Here is a 13,208-nt window from a genome sequence, read left to right as displayed (position 1 = left end):
AAACGAATTATTCATCCTTATTTAGAAGACGCGAACCGTTCGCGTCTTCGACCATTTCGACTTATGACAAGACTCTCGCACGAAAGCTATATGAAACGCTGCATCGAACTGGCCGGCAAAGCCCTCGGGTACACTTACCCCAATCCTCTTGTCGGATGCGTCATCGTTCACGAAGGACGGATTATCGGCGAAGGATTCCATCAAAAAGCCGGTGAAGCCCATGCCGAAATCAATGCCATCCGCAGCGTAAAAAACCCTAACCTTCTCCCCGAATCCACATTATACGTTTCACTGGAGCCTTGCGCTCACTACGGGAAAACGCCGCCTTGCGCCTTAGCGTTGAAAGAAATCGGATTCAAAAAAGTCGTTATCGGCGCATTGGATCACCACGAAAAAGTCAACGGTAAAGGCATTGCCCTTCTAAAAGAAGCCGGTATAGAAGTCCTAACCGGGGTTTTGGAAAAAGAATGCCAACATCTAAACCGTCGTTTCTTCACCTTCCACCAAAAAAAAAGACCCTATATCATTCTAAAATGGGCACAGTCTGCCAACGGACGAATGGATGAAAATTTCGCCCCCACCGCCATTGGCAACGCCCCCAGTAAACAATGGGTGCACCAACTCCGAATAGAAGAAAATGCCATATTAGTAGGCGCTCAAACCGCCCTGAACGACAACCCCCGATTAACCGCCCGGGAGCTAAACGGCCCCAACCCCATCCGAATCCTACTGGATCCCGATTTACGGGTACCTCCTCATTCTCGACTGTTCGACAACGAAGCCCCCACCCTCATCGTCAACCATAAATTAGAAAAAGAAGATCAGGCCAACCAAAACACTTTCGTAAAAATAGAAAAAGAAAACACCCTCGACAATCTCATGAAAGCCCTTTACCAAAGGGAAATTCAATCGGTTCTTGTCGAAGGCGGCGCAAATACTCTTGAAAGATTCATCAGCGCAGGTCTTTGGGATGAAGCCTTTATCATCAAAAATCCATCCCTCGTCCTCCAATCGGGAACCTTCGCTCCCTCCTTTCCTCACCGTCCTTCCCATACCGAAAATTTAGAAAACAATTTAATCGAATGCTATAGAAACCTCACCCATGCTGTTTGAATATAAAACCATTGCCCGTGCGGTAGAAAACACTCTACTAAAAGAAAAAGGAAGCAAATTCATCGGCTTCGCCTACCCCGTTCATAACGAAAAAGAACTAAAGGACGCGCTCGAAAAAATAAAATCGGAACATCCTAAAGCCACGCACCACTGCTACGCCTTCCGACTAGGTCTCAATGGAGAAAATTATCGAGCCAACGACGACGGAGAACCCGGAGGAAGCGCAGGGCTACCGATCTACAATCAGCTCTTGGCTCACGATCTAACCAACATCCTTCTCATCGTCGTTCGGTACTACGGCGGAACCAAACTTGGCGTTTCGGGATTGGTCAAAACCTATAAGGAGAGTGCTAAAATCACCCTAGACGAAGCCCAAATCATCACCCGTGAACTTTCTTCGGAGTTGGAAATTCGCTTTCCATTTAGCCAGCAAAACAGCTTATTTACAATTTTAAATAAAGCCGACGCCAAAATCCTAAATTTCACCGCCGACGCCGAATGCCGAATTACCGCTGCAGTAAAATTGTCACAAAAAGAAAACATCTCGGAACAATTGTCCGAGATGCATCAGGTTTCTTATCGTTTTGAAGAATAACCGTAACTAATCCCTTCTTCCCATTAACATCGAAGCAAAGTAAATCAATTGCGCCAACGATCCCAAAGCCGCCACGACGTACGTTCTTGCCGCCCATTTCAAGGAATCCTCAGCGCCCTCATACTCCGCTTTATTAGCCAAAGTCCCCGAACTCTTAAGCCAAGCCAACGCCCGGTTACTCGCATCGTACTCCACCGGTAAGGTTACGAAAGCAAACGCCGTTGTCACGGCAAAAAGAATTACCCCAATCAAAAGCAGGGTTTTATTTCCACTGGTTGCCATCACCACGATACCCCCCATCAAAACCCATTGCAACAAGTTGGAAGCAATATTAACCGCAGGAACCATTTTCGAGCGAAGCTGAAGCATACTATACCCCACAGCGTGCTGCACGGCATGCCCCGTCTCGTGAGCAGCAACCGCTGCCGCTGCCGCATTGCGCTGCATATAAACCCCTTCGGATAAATTAATGGTCTTATTCTGAGGATTATAATGATCCGTCAACTGCCCCGGAACGGATATCACCTGAACGTCGTGAATACCGTTGTCCCTAAGCATCTTTTCCGCAATTTCCTTACCCGACATTCCGTTCTGCAAATGAACATTGGAATAATGTGCAAATTTAGATTTCAACCTGTTTTGTACAATCATGCTGACAATGAAAACCACGCCGATGATAAGATAATAAACTCCCATTTTATATTTATTTTAATTTTAAATTCGTCTCTTTTCTGATGTAAAAACCATGCCAAAAAGCCCGCTCTGTTTCTGTTTTAATGATTATCTTTGTCTAATCTAATTATCCACTAAATGTCCGGAGTAAAAATCATAGAGGTTAAAAACCAACAACAACTGGAGGCTTTCGTCCGTTTCCCCATGTCGCTGTACCGAGATAATCCCAACTACGTCCCGCCTCTAATCAACGACGAGAAAAACGTATGGAACCCCAAGGAAAATCCGGCATTAGCCTATTCCCAGGCTTGGCAGTACCTTGCCTACAAAGATAATAAAATTGTCGGAAGGATCGCCCTTATGATTAACCATAAAGAAGCCGAAGAGCTCGGCGTTCGAAAACTGCGCTTCGGATGGTTGGATTTCGTCGATGATCCCGACGTTTCCCAAGCTCTGATCGGCAAAGCTTTGGACCTCGCCAAAGAAAAACAATTGCCCCGCATTGAGGGGCCCATGGGATTTACCAACCTGGACAAGGCCGGCATGCTTACCCAAGGGTTTGATCGCATGGCCACCATGATAGGCTTATACAACCATCCGTACTACCCGGCCCATTTGGAAAAACTCGGACTAAAAAAAGAAAAAGAATGGGTAGAATACGAAATTGTCTTCCCTGAAGAACTCCCCGAAAAAATCACTCGTTTTAACGACCTGATTAAGTCCAAATACAACTTGAGAGTCCTTCGGTTTGGTTCCAAAAAAGAAATTTTGCCCTTAGTGGAGCCCATGTTCAAACTCTTGGACGAAACCTACAAAAACCTTTCGTCCTACACCCCCATCACCGACCAGCAAATCCAAACTTACAAAGAAAAATATTTCGGATTTATCGACAAAGACTTCATCGTTTGCATTGCCGATGAAAACGACCGCCTTATTTCTTTTGCCATCACCATGCCATCGTATTCCAAGGCTTTACAAAAGGCCAACGGAAAGCTTTTCCCCTTTGGCTGGTACCACCTCCTGAAAGCGGGACGCAAAAACGATCGGGCCAATTTCTATCTGATCGGCATCCATCCAGACTATCAAAAAAGAGGCGTTACCTCCATCATCTTCAAGGAAATCTACGACACCTTCCGAAGCAAAGGCGTCCGATACTTGGAAACCAATCCCGAACTTGAAGAAAATAAAGCCATCCAGCTGCTTTGGCAAGACTATAATCCCGTTAATCATAAACGAAGAAGAACTTACGCTTTTAACCTGTCCGAATCATGAAAAAACAGCTTTTCCTCTATGCGGTTTTGGTCTTGGGGTTCATTCTCTACAATGCATTCTTCCGTTCAGAAGACCAACGAATGGACACCTTGATAAACATTCTTTACACCAGCCTGCTTTTCCTCTATATGGGTTACATGGCATTCATTGTCCTGCGACGTATGAAACAAAGGAAGCAATCTTAACTATTTGTAATTATTCTAAATTAGACTTTCAAACCATTGCAAAAAAGTTTTTTTAAGGTCATTCGTTTCGGTGTTCGTTCATAAATCTTTAAATTTGCGGATTGAGAAATATCATGTCGTATGAATTTACCAGAAAATTACATTCCTATCCTCATTCAGGCAGCCGTAGCGTTGGGCTTTGTTTTGCTTTCCATAGCAGGAACACACCTTCTAGGACCAAAACAAAACAAGAAAAACACGGTAAAAAACGATAACTTCGAGTGTGGTGTCGAAATCGAAGGAAACGCCAGAACGCCGTTTTCGGTTAAGTATTTTCTCACTGCGATTCTCTTTGTGCTGTTCGACATCGAGATTGTATTCTTCTATCCCTACGCTGTTAACTTTAGGGAATTCGGCATGGCCGGATTCATGGCGGTGCTCACCTTTGTTGCTGTTTTCTTCTTGGCGTTTTTGTACGTTTGGAAAAGAGGCGCCTTGGATTGGGACAAATAATTTTTTTTGTAAAAACATTTTCTAACCCTTTTTTGAATTAAACGAACAAACTATGTCAGATATAAAACCTGTAGTAAGAATGGACGCCCAACCGCCCGAAGGGTACGAGGGCGAAGGGTTCTTTGTTACCAAACTGAGCAGCGTTATCGGAATGGCCAGAAAATATTCTCTTTGGCCACTTCCTTTTGCGACTTCCTGCTGCGGTATCGAGTTCATGGCGGTTCTTAACCCTACGTATGATGCTTCGCGTTTCGGAATGGAACGAAACTCTTTTTCCCCGCGGCATGCGGATATGATGATGGTCTGCGGCACCATTTCGAAGAAACTAGCCCCCGTTCTCAAACAGGTCTACACACAAATGGCAGAACCCCGATGGGTGGTTGCTGTTGGCGCATGTGCTTCCAGCGGAGGGATATTCGACACCTATTCGGTTTTGCAGGGCATTGATAAAATCATTCCGGTAGACGTTTATGTTCCCGGATGTCCGCCTCGCCCCGAGCAGATTATCGAAGGAGTGATGCAGGTTCAGGCTTTGGCCGAAAGCGAAAGCATCCGCAGAAGAGATTCTCCGGAATATCAAGCACTATTGGAATCGTACGGAATAAAATAATTTCATATTCTCTTAAGCTGTAGTAACGTAAAGAGAATATTGATTTTGAATAAAAATATGACAAAAGAATTTGTTTTAGAAGCTATAAAGAGGGAGTTCCCCGACAGCGTTCTCCATGCGTCGGAGCCCTACGACCTACTCACCCTTGAAGTGAAAAAAGAGGACGTAAAAAAGATTATCCATCATTTGAAGGATTCTTCTTTGGGATTCATCTTCTTGACGGACCTTACGGGAATTCACTACCCCGATAATAAGGAGAAAGAACTCGGTGTCATCTACCACTTGCATAACATGGTGGAAAACTTCCGATTGAGAATCAAGGCTTTCGCCTCCAAGGACGAAGCGGAATTCGACACCGTTACGGATTTATTTTCCGGAGCCAACTGGATGGAGCGCGAAACGTTCGATTTTTTCGGCATCCGATTTAAGGGACATCCCGATTTGCGCGCAATCCTCAATATGGAAGATTTAGGGTACCACCCTATGTTGAAACAATACCAACTGGAAGACGGCACGCGAACCGATAAGGACGATAAAATGTTCGGTCGCTAAAAAACGTTTGAATACGAAAGGAAAACAGAACCTAAAACGTATTTCAGAGCTCTAATCCATACATTATGAAAGACAACGCATTATCAAATATAATCAGCCAATACGATAGCAAGGAGCAGATTGACGGTCAGCTCTACACCCTGAATTTAGGGCCGACCCACCCTGCAACCCACGGGATTTTCGAAAATGTGCTTACCATGGATGGCGAACGCATTCTGCATTCGGAACAAACCGTAGGTTATATCCACCGTGCTTTCGAGAAAATAGCCGAAAGGCGTAATTTTGCGCAGATTACTACTCTAACCGACCGTTTGAATTATTGCTCCGCTCCCATTAACAACATGGGTTGGCACATGACCGTGGAGAAACTCATCGGCTGTGAGGTTCCCAAACGGGTGGATTATATGAGGGTAATTCTCATGGAGTTGGCTCGGATTGCCGATCATATGGTCTGCAATGGGGTAACCGCCATGGATGCCGGAGCCATTACCGGACTAACCTATCTCTTCCGTGAACGTGAAGCCATCTACGATATGTACGAGCAAATTTGCGGCGCAAGGATGACCACGAATATGGGCCGTATCGGTGGTTTTGAGAGGGATTTCACCCCGAAATTTCACGAATTACTCCAAAACTGGCTTAAAAAATTCCCGAAAATATGGGGGGAATTCTGCACGCTGAACGAACGAAACCGAATTTTCATGGATCGATGCATCAATGCAGGAGCCATCTCGGCTGAACGGGCGCTCAACTATTCCTTCACCGGCCCTAATCTTCGGGCTAGCGGGGTAGACTATGACGTTCGGGTCGCACAGCCTTATTCTTCTTATCAGGATTTTGACTTTGCCATTCCTATCGGAACGTCGGGTGACACTTACGATCGTTTCATGGTACGTCAGCAGGAAGTATGGGAGAGTTTGAAAATTATTGAACAAGCCTATAAAAATCTTCCTGAAGGGCCTTACCATGCAGATGTTCCCGAATTTTATCTCCCTGAAAAAGCGGACGTTTATAGTAAAATGGAAGCCTTGATTTACCATTTCAAAATCGTAATGGGAGAAACCGAAATCCCTACCGGTGAAGTCTATCACTGTGTGGAAGGCGGTAACGGAGAATTGGGATTCTATCTGGTTAGCGACGGAGGTCGAAGCCCTTACCGTCTGCATTTCAGAAGACCTTGCTTCATTTATTACCAAGCCTACCCTGAGATGATCAAAGGGGCACTGATTTCCGATGCGGTATTAACCATGTGTTCAATGAACGTCATCGCAGGCGAATTGGACGCCTAAAATTGATTTTCTAACCCAAAAACAGAACGCCTCGCTATTGCGGAAGTTCTTAACTTAAATAAAATGAGCGAAACTATTGCTTTCAGACCTGAAGTTTTAGAGCAGGTACATAAAATTATCGCGAGATACCCCGAAGGCCGTCAAAAATCGGCTCTTATTCCGGTTCTTCATCTTGCCCAAAAAGAATTTGGCGGATGGTTGGATATTCCCGTCATGGATTACGTCGCCCAACTTCTTGATATTAAACCGATTGAAGTTTACGAAGTGGCGACTTTTTACACCATGTTCAACATGAAACCGGTAGGGAAATACGTTTTGGAAGTTTGCCGGACTGGGCCTTGTATGATTTCCGGGAGCGAAAAAATCCTCGATCACATCCGCACCAAACTCAACATCAAAGACGGAGAAACTACCGAAGACGGACTTTTTACATTGAAGCCCGCCGAATGTCTTGGTGCTTGCGGTTATGCGCCGATGATGCAATTAGGCAAATTTTATCACGAAAATTTAACCATTGAAAAAGTTGACGAAATTCTTGAACTTTGCCGTCAAGGAGCCGTTGCTTTGGATTAATCAGATATAAAATGAGTAAAAAGCTTTTACTTAAAGATGCCCATGTAGAAGGAATCCGCTACTTTGAGGTTTACCGCAAACAAGGCGGTTACCAAGCGGCGGAAAAAGCCCTGAAAATGACTCCCGAGCAAATTGTGGAAGAAGTAAAGACTTCTGGGCTCAGAGGACGTGGTGGGGCCGGATTTCCTACGGGAATGAAATGGAGTTTTTTGGCCAAACCGGAAGGCGTCCCAAGACACTTGGTGGTTAATGCGGACGAGTCCGAGCCCGGCACCTTCAAAGACCGTTATTTGATGGAGTACATCCCTCACCTTCTCATTGAAGGGATGCTGATTTCCTCTTACGCCTTGGGGTCGAACGTTTCTTATATTTACATCCGAGGAGAATATTCTTGGATTCCCGATATTTTGGAACAAGCCATTGAAGAAGCCAAACAAGCCGGCTTTTTGGGCAAAAACATTCTAGGAACAGGCTTTGATTTGGAAATATACGTCCAACGAGGTGGAGGAGCCTACATCTGTGGCGAAGAAACCGCTCTTTTGGAATCGTTGGAAGGAAAACGCGGAAACCCTAGATTAAAACCTCCTTTTCCTGCTGTGAAAGGGCTTTGGGAAAGACCTACGGTGGTCAACAACGTGGAAACCATCGCAGCGGTTGTTCCAATTATAGATATTACCGGTGCCGAATACGCCAAAATAGGAGTCGGACGCTCTACCGGAACCAAATTGATTTCCGCCTGTGGTAATATCAACAAACCCGGCGTTTATGAAATCGACATGACCATTACCGTCGAAGATTTCATTTATTCTGAAGACTATTGCGGTGGTATCAAAAACGGAAAAAAACTGAAAGCCTGTATTCCAGGAGGAAGTTCCGTGCCAATTGTGCCAGCCAACCTTCTATTGAAAACTGTTAATGGAGAACCTCGATACATGAACTACGAATCTTTAGCCGAAGGCGGATTCGCTACCGGAACCATGATGGGATCGGGAGGATTTATCGTACTAGACGAAGATCAGTGCATCGTGGAGCATACCATGACCCTTGCAAGATTTTACAATCACGAGAGTTGCGGGCAGTGCACCCCTTGCCGTGAAGGTACGGGCTGGATGTACAAAATATTGAAAAAAATAGAATCCGGTAAAGGCACCATGGAAGACATCGACTTGCTTTGGGACATCCAGAGCAAAATCGAAGGGAATACCATTTGTCCTCTAGGGGATGCCGCGGCTTGGCCGGTAGCAGCGGCCATACGTCATTTCCGTGACGAATTCGAGTGGCACGTTAAAAACCCGGAATTATGCCAAAAACAAAATTACGGCATCGCCAATTATGCAGATCCCATTCCTGCCAAAACAGGTGAAGCTTAAATTTTGAAAACCAAATAATCCTCAGTGATGAAAGTGAAGCGTTCTTTTACATTATTGCTCTTATCCTTATTTTCGGTTTGGGGTATTGCCCAAGAGCCTTTTGCCCAAAAAGGACAAATGTTTTTGTTTTGGGGATGGAATCAGGCTCTTTACAGCAATTCTGACATTCGTTTCAAAGGAGACGGCTACGATTTCACTCTGCATAAGGTGGTGGCACACGACCGTCAAACGCCTTTCAGCGTGGGAACCTATTTCCATCCAACTAAAGTAACCATCCCTCAGACCAATGCCAAAATCGGTTATTTTGTAAGCGATCGCGTGGCTTTGGTTCTCTCGTTGGATCATATGAAATACGTGATGGATCAAAACCAAACCGTAGACTTTTCCGGAAAGATTTCCGACCCGGTGTATGCCGCTATGGTAAAAGAAGGAAAAGTAGACCTTAGCGACCGCCAGTTTCTTACCTTTGAGCATACGGATGGATTGAATTACGTCAATTTGGGACTGGAAAAGCACAAGAAAATAATGGATAAGGAAAAATTTGATATCGTTTGGGCCTATGGTGCCGGTGCCGGCGTCTTAATCCCGAAATCCAATATCACCCTGCATGATAATGCACGAAGCGACCGTTTCCATTTGGCCGGTTTCGGACTGGATGCCAGAACCAGTCTTAATTTCGTAGTATGGAAGCATTTTCTTGCCCGTGTGGAAGGAAAGTTTGGCTACATCAATATGCCCGATATCAAAACCACATTGAATAACAAACCCGACAAGGCATTACAAGATTTTGCCTTTGCCCAAATTAATTTCGGGATAGGTTATACATTTAACACAAAGAAAAACAAATAAGCCTAAAGCTGTGGCAAAAGGCAAAAAGCAGAGCTATGAGCGAAGAAGTTAAAAAATTTAAAGTAACCGTTGACGGACAGACCACCGAAGTGGCTCCCGGAACTACCATATTGGAAGCCGCAAGGCAAATCGGAGGCGCCTCCGTACCGCCTGCAATGTGTTATTACAAACCTCTGGAATCCAGCGGAGGGCGATGCCGAACGTGTTTGGTAGAGGTATCCAAAGGTTCGGATGCCGACCCCAGACCAATGCCGAAATTAGTGGCAAGCTGTCGGACAACCGTTATGGACGGAATGGAAATTAAAAACCTAACCTCCGAACGGACGCAAAGCGCCCGCAAAGCCGTTACCGAATTTTTGCTTATCAACCATCCTTTGGATTGTCCCGTATGCGATCAAGCCGGAGAATGCCATCTGCAAGACCTCGGGTACGAGCACGGCGTGGAGTCCACCCGAACCGAATTTGAGAGAAGAACGTTTGAACCCGAAGACATCGGGCCTTACATCAAGCTCCACATGAACCGTTGCATTCTTTGTGCAAGATGCGTATTAGCAGCCAATCAACTGACCGAAAAACGGGAACACGGGATTCTTTTCCGTGGCGACCATGCAGAAATCTCCACCTACCTGAATAAGGCCTTGGACAACGATTTCTACGGTAACGTGATTGACGTGTGTCCTGTAGGGGCATTGACCGATCGAACCTCCAGGTTTGCCAGCAGAGTATGGTTTACCAAGCCCGTTAATGCCTCTTGCCAATGCAGCAAATGCTCGGGTAAAGCCGTACTTTGGATGAAAGGCGAAGAGATTATTCGGGTAACCACAAGGCAAGACCAATACGGAGAAGCCGAAAGTTGGATTTGCAACGAATGCCGTTTCGAAAAGAAAGATCCGTCCCTTTGGACCATCGAAGGCCCTAGATCGATCGACCGCCATTCGGTTATCTCTTTGAACCACTACGAAAAACCGGAAAACTATCTCCGTCAAATCGACAACAAAGAGGCTAAGCAAATCTCTTCCGAAGATAAAAACCAACAAGGCGATAAGATTATTTAGCCTCCAAACGTTAAAGCAGTAGAATTAAAACATAATATTTGAACTTACATCCGATGGATCCATTAGTTTTTAAAATCATACTCGTTGTATCCCTCTTTGCCGTTTCTTTGGGCGTTGCAGCCTACTCCACATGGGGGGAACGTAAAGTGGCCGCTGCACTTCAAGACCGTATAGGCCCTAACAGAGCTGGTATCTTCGGTCTTTTGCAACCATTGGCTGACGGCGGAAAACTCTTTTTCAAAGAAGGATTCATCCCTTCCAGTGCCGATAAATTTCTCTTCATTTTAGGGCCTGCCCTTACCATGTTTATCTCCTTGATTACCGGCTCGGTAATTCCTTGGGGAAGTGCTGTCAATATTGGAGGAGAAGATTTTGCACTACAAGTTGCCGATATTAACGTTGGCGTCTTGTTCCTTATTGCCATGGTTTCCGTAGGCGTCTATGGCACCATGATTGGTGGATGGGCCTCAAACAACAAATACTCTTTGCTTGGAGCCATCCGTGCTTCCTCCCAAATGATTTCTTACGAATTGGCCATGGGCTTAGCCCTTCTTTCCATCATTATGATGAGTTCGAGTTTAAGCCTTAACCAAATTGTAGCCGACCAAGGAAGCGGAAAACTTTGGGGATTGTTTAATGCCGATGGGTTCAATTGGAATATTTTCTACCAACCGTTGGCTTTCATCATTTTTGTAGTGGCTGCGCTTGCAGAAACCAACCGCCATCCTTTTGACCTTCCGGAATGCGAATCCGAATTGGTGAACGGGCATATGACCGAATATTCTTCCATGAACTTCGGGATGTACATGTTTGGGGAGTACGTCAATATGTTTATTGCCAATACTTTGATCGCCACCTTGTTCTTCGGAGGCTTCAACTATCCTGGCATCCAATGGGTTACTGAAAACTGGGGACAGAACACTGCAGCCGTATTGAGCGTTATCGCCCTACTAAGTAAGTCGGTCATCGGCATCTTGATATTCATGTGGATTCGTTGGACTATTCCGAGATTCCGCTACGACCAACTCATGCATTTGGGATGGAAGACCCTTATCCCTTTGGCATTACTGAATTTGGTGATTACAGGAGCCGTGATTCTATTAGTCGGAGCCTAAGAAAAACGCCCCAAAACAAAATTTAGATGAGATAAGATCTGAACCGGCCGGCAAAAGCCTCGGATCAAAAAAAATAAAATAACAATATGAAACTGACAAACAGGTCCAAAGTAGCCTCGAAAAAAGAGATGACCTTCATGGAGAAGCTCTACCTTCCGGCCATCGTGAAAGGAATGGGCATCACGTTAAGGCACGCTCTGGAAGGTTCGAAAGGAAAGGTATACGCCTATCCCGAAGTGGAAAAACCAAGAGCCAAAATATGGAGAGGTCAACATGTACTGAAAAGAGACGAAGAAGGAAGAGAAAGATGCACCGCTTGTGGTCTTTGTGCCGTAGCGTGCCCTGCGGAGGCCATCACCATGACTTCTGCAGAGCGTAAAGCAGACGAAAAACACCTCTATCGTGAAGAAAAATACGCCTCCACTTATGAGATCAATATGCTAAGATGCATCTTCTGCGGGATGTGCGAGGAAGCTTGTCCGAAATCGGCCATTTACCTGACAGACCGTCTCGTGGACGTGGAAACCAACCGAGGCTCTTTTGTCTACGGAAAAGACAAATTGGTAGAAGACCCTACCCAACGGGTTGACATCACCGAACGACAAACCGAACGACAAAAAAATGCAGTGAAATAATGGAACAGGTCTTATTTTTTATAGTAGCAGCCATCGCTGTCGTCAGTGCCGTGTATTTTGTTTTTGCACGCAATCCGCTTTACGCTATACTTTCCTTGATTGTAACGATGTTTTCGATTGCAGGAATGTACGTCTTGCTTAATGCTCAATTCTTAGGTATTGTACAGATTATCGTATATGCGGGAGCCATCATGGTGCTCTTCCTCTATATCCTGATGATGTTGAACCTGAACAAAGCCGATGAAAGCCGCAAACAAAATACACTAAAGTTAATCGGTGTACTAAGTGCCTGCTTATTTTTCATTGGTTCGTTGGGAGCTTTCAGAGGTCTAAGCCATTCGACTGCTCCTCAACCAGGCCTTGACCACGGCGTAGGATTAACCGAAAATTTGGGAAGACTACTCTTCAATGAATATGTACTACCCTTCGAACTGGCATCCATCCTTATTCTTGCCGGAATCGTAGGAGCGGTATTAATCGGTAAAAGAGATTTATAAGATTATGGGAGAAGTAAATACATTTATACAAAGCGTACCGCAGAGCTACTTTATCGTACTTTGCACCGTACTCTTCAGCCTCGGTGTGCTAGGCGTACTGCTACGTAAAAACGCCATCATCATTTTGGGTTGTGTGGAACTCATGTTGAATTCCGTCAATCTCCTACTCGCTGTTTTTTCAAGCTATTCCGGCGATGCCCACGGACAGATTCTCGTGTTCTTTATCATGGTAGTAGCCGCCGCCGAAGTAGCCGTAGGATTGGCCATTATCGCCATGATGTATCGCAATACCAAGTCTGTGGATGTGAGTATATTTAACAAACTAAGAGGATAA

General features: G+C 45.2%; 17 protein-coding genes. 16 read left to right on the top strand and 1 reads right to left on the bottom strand.

From position 1 onward, the window contains the following. Window positions 1-63 precede the first annotated feature (63 nt). Window positions 64-1,113, top strand: a complete 1,050-nt coding sequence (ribD, locus tag VQ048_RS00660) for a bifunctional diaminohydroxyphosphoribosylaminopyrimidine deaminase/5-amino-6-(5-phosphoribosylamino)uracil reductase RibD (protein WP_327609759.1) — start codon at window positions 64-66, stop codon at window positions 1,111-1,113. Beyond that, a complete protein-coding gene (locus VQ048_RS00655; RefSeq protein WP_327609758.1) occupies window positions 1,103-1,708 on the top strand; it encodes an IMPACT family protein in 606 nt (201 codons plus the stop codon). Before ribD ends, VQ048_RS00655 begins: the two co-directional genes overlap by 11 nt. A 6-nt stretch (window positions 1,709-1,714) precedes the next feature. Here the strand turns inward: VQ048_RS00655 and VQ048_RS00650 are convergent, their stop codons facing one another. Then, window positions 1,715-2,404, bottom strand: coding sequence for a zinc metallopeptidase (locus VQ048_RS00650; protein WP_327609757.1), 690 nt, complete (start codon window positions 2,402-2,404; stop codon window positions 1,715-1,717). A gap of 114 nt (window positions 2,405-2,518) precedes the next feature. Here VQ048_RS00650 and VQ048_RS00645 point away from each other — a divergent pair, with 114 nt between their 5' ends. From VQ048_RS00645 to nuoK, 14 genes are all read left to right on the top strand, one after another. Beyond that, window positions 2,519-3,652 carry a GNAT family N-acetyltransferase gene (locus VQ048_RS00645; RefSeq protein WP_327609756.1) on the top strand — a complete coding sequence of 378 codons (1,134 nt, stop codon included), beginning with the start codon at window positions 2,519-2,521 and terminating at the stop codon, window positions 3,650-3,652. After that, a complete protein-coding gene (locus VQ048_RS00640) occupies window positions 3,649-3,837 on the top strand; it encodes a hypothetical protein (RefSeq protein ID WP_327609755.1) in 189 nt (62 codons plus the stop codon). Before VQ048_RS00645 ends, VQ048_RS00640 begins: the two co-directional genes overlap by 4 nt. Before the next feature lie 120 nt (window positions 3,838-3,957). Then, window positions 3,958-4,329 (top strand): NADH-quinone oxidoreductase subunit A, encoded by a 372-nt coding sequence (locus tag VQ048_RS00635; RefSeq protein WP_327609754.1) that lies wholly within the window; start codon window positions 3,958-3,960, stop codon window positions 4,327-4,329. Between the two features lie 52 nt (window positions 4,330-4,381). Continuing rightward, entirely contained in the window at window positions 4,382-4,939 is a 558-nt protein-coding gene (locus VQ048_RS00630) for an NADH-quinone oxidoreductase subunit B (protein ID WP_327609753.1), read from the top strand. Between the two features lie 57 nt (window positions 4,940-4,996). After that, the gene (locus VQ048_RS00625; RefSeq protein WP_327609752.1) at window positions 4,997-5,491 is read left to right on the top strand and encodes an NADH-quinone oxidoreductase subunit C; all 495 of its coding nucleotides are present in this window, start codon (window positions 4,997-4,999) and stop codon (window positions 5,489-5,491) included. Window positions 5,492-5,556: 65 nt separating this feature from the next. Beyond that, window positions 5,557-6,780, top strand: coding sequence for an NADH-quinone oxidoreductase subunit D (locus VQ048_RS00620; protein WP_327609751.1), 1,224 nt, complete (start codon window positions 5,557-5,559; stop codon window positions 6,778-6,780). A gap of 63 nt (window positions 6,781-6,843) precedes the next feature. Continuing rightward, window positions 6,844-7,353, top strand: coding sequence for an NADH-quinone oxidoreductase subunit NuoE family protein (locus VQ048_RS00615; protein WP_327609750.1), 510 nt, complete (start codon window positions 6,844-6,846; stop codon window positions 7,351-7,353). Window positions 7,354-7,364: 11 nt separating this feature from the next. Beyond that, entirely contained in the window at window positions 7,365-8,723 is a 1,359-nt protein-coding gene (nuoF, locus tag VQ048_RS00610; protein ID WP_327609749.1) for an NADH-quinone oxidoreductase subunit NuoF, read from the top strand. A gap of 33 nt (window positions 8,724-8,756) precedes the next feature. Continuing rightward, window positions 8,757-9,572, top strand: coding sequence for a hypothetical protein (locus VQ048_RS00605; protein ID WP_442872805.1), 816 nt, complete (start codon window positions 8,757-8,759; stop codon window positions 9,570-9,572). 35 nt (window positions 9,573-9,607) lie between these two features. Beyond that, on the top strand, window positions 9,608-10,627 hold the full coding sequence (locus VQ048_RS00600) for an NADH-quinone oxidoreductase subunit G (protein WP_327609747.1): 1,020 nt from the start codon (window positions 9,608-9,610) through the stop codon (window positions 10,625-10,627). A 53-nt stretch (window positions 10,628-10,680) separates the two neighbouring features. Next, a complete protein-coding gene (nuoH, locus tag VQ048_RS00595; protein WP_327609746.1) occupies window positions 10,681-11,742 on the top strand; it encodes an NADH-quinone oxidoreductase subunit NuoH in 1,062 nt (353 codons plus the stop codon). 86 nt (window positions 11,743-11,828) lie between these two features. After that, window positions 11,829-12,377 carry a NuoI/complex I 23 kDa subunit family protein gene (locus tag VQ048_RS00590; protein ID WP_327609745.1) on the top strand — a complete coding sequence of 183 codons (549 nt, stop codon included), beginning with the start codon at window positions 11,829-11,831 and terminating at the stop codon, window positions 12,375-12,377. Continuing rightward, complete coding sequence (locus VQ048_RS00585) at window positions 12,377-12,874, top strand: NADH-quinone oxidoreductase subunit J family protein (RefSeq protein WP_327609744.1); 498 nt, start codon at window positions 12,377-12,379, stop codon at window positions 12,872-12,874. Before VQ048_RS00590 ends, VQ048_RS00585 begins: the two co-directional genes overlap by 1 nt. Window positions 12,875-12,878: 4 nt before the next feature. Continuing rightward, window positions 12,879-13,208, top strand: a complete 330-nt coding sequence (nuoK, locus tag VQ048_RS00580; RefSeq protein ID WP_327609743.1) for an NADH-quinone oxidoreductase subunit NuoK — start codon at window positions 12,879-12,881, stop codon at window positions 13,206-13,208.

Source organism: Bergeyella anatis, from assembly GCF_036016955.1.
In the GTDB taxonomy this organism is placed as follows: Bacteria; Bacteroidota; Bacteroidia; order Flavobacteriales; family Weeksellaceae; genus JAYWXI01.
Note: the sequence above shows the minus strand (reverse complement) of the source record. Positions and strands in the feature narration are given on the sequence as shown.

Coding starts and splice junctions, on each gene's coding strand:
- ribD (WP_327609759.1), top strand. CDS start 64: ATGACAAGACTCTCGCACGAAAGCTATATGAAACGCTGCATCGAACTG.
- nuoF (WP_327609749.1), top strand. CDS start 7,365: ATGAGTAAAAAGCTTTTACTTAAAGATGCCCATGTAGAAGGAATCCGC.
- VQ048_RS00640 (WP_327609755.1), top strand. CDS start 3,649: ATGAAAAAACAGCTTTTCCTCTATGCGGTTTTGGTCTTGGGGTTCATT.
- VQ048_RS00650 (WP_327609757.1), bottom strand. CDS start 2,404: ATGGGAGTTTATTATCTTATCATCGGCGTGGTTTTCATTGTCAGCATG.
- VQ048_RS00635 (WP_327609754.1), top strand. CDS start 3,958: ATGAATTTACCAGAAAATTACATTCCTATCCTCATTCAGGCAGCCGTA.
- VQ048_RS00645 (WP_327609756.1), top strand. CDS start 2,519: ATGTCCGGAGTAAAAATCATAGAGGTTAAAAACCAACAACAACTGGAG.
- VQ048_RS00630 (WP_327609753.1), top strand. CDS start 4,382: ATGTCAGATATAAAACCTGTAGTAAGAATGGACGCCCAACCGCCCGAA.
- nuoK (WP_327609743.1), top strand. CDS start 12,879: ATGGGAGAAGTAAATACATTTATACAAAGCGTACCGCAGAGCTACTTT.
- VQ048_RS00590 (WP_327609745.1), top strand. CDS start 11,829: ATGAAACTGACAAACAGGTCCAAAGTAGCCTCGAAAAAAGAGATGACC.
- VQ048_RS00625 (WP_327609752.1), top strand. CDS start 4,997: ATGACAAAAGAATTTGTTTTAGAAGCTATAAAGAGGGAGTTCCCCGAC.
- VQ048_RS00600 (WP_327609747.1), top strand. CDS start 9,608: ATGAGCGAAGAAGTTAAAAAATTTAAAGTAACCGTTGACGGACAGACC.
- nuoH (WP_327609746.1), top strand. CDS start 10,681: ATGGATCCATTAGTTTTTAAAATCATACTCGTTGTATCCCTCTTTGCC.
- VQ048_RS00585 (WP_327609744.1), top strand. CDS start 12,377: ATGGAACAGGTCTTATTTTTTATAGTAGCAGCCATCGCTGTCGTCAGT.
- VQ048_RS00655 (WP_327609758.1), top strand. CDS start 1,103: ATGCTGTTTGAATATAAAACCATTGCCCGTGCGGTAGAAAACACTCTA.
- VQ048_RS00620 (WP_327609751.1), top strand. CDS start 5,557: ATGAAAGACAACGCATTATCAAATATAATCAGCCAATACGATAGCAAG.
- VQ048_RS00615 (WP_327609750.1), top strand. CDS start 6,844: ATGAGCGAAACTATTGCTTTCAGACCTGAAGTTTTAGAGCAGGTACAT.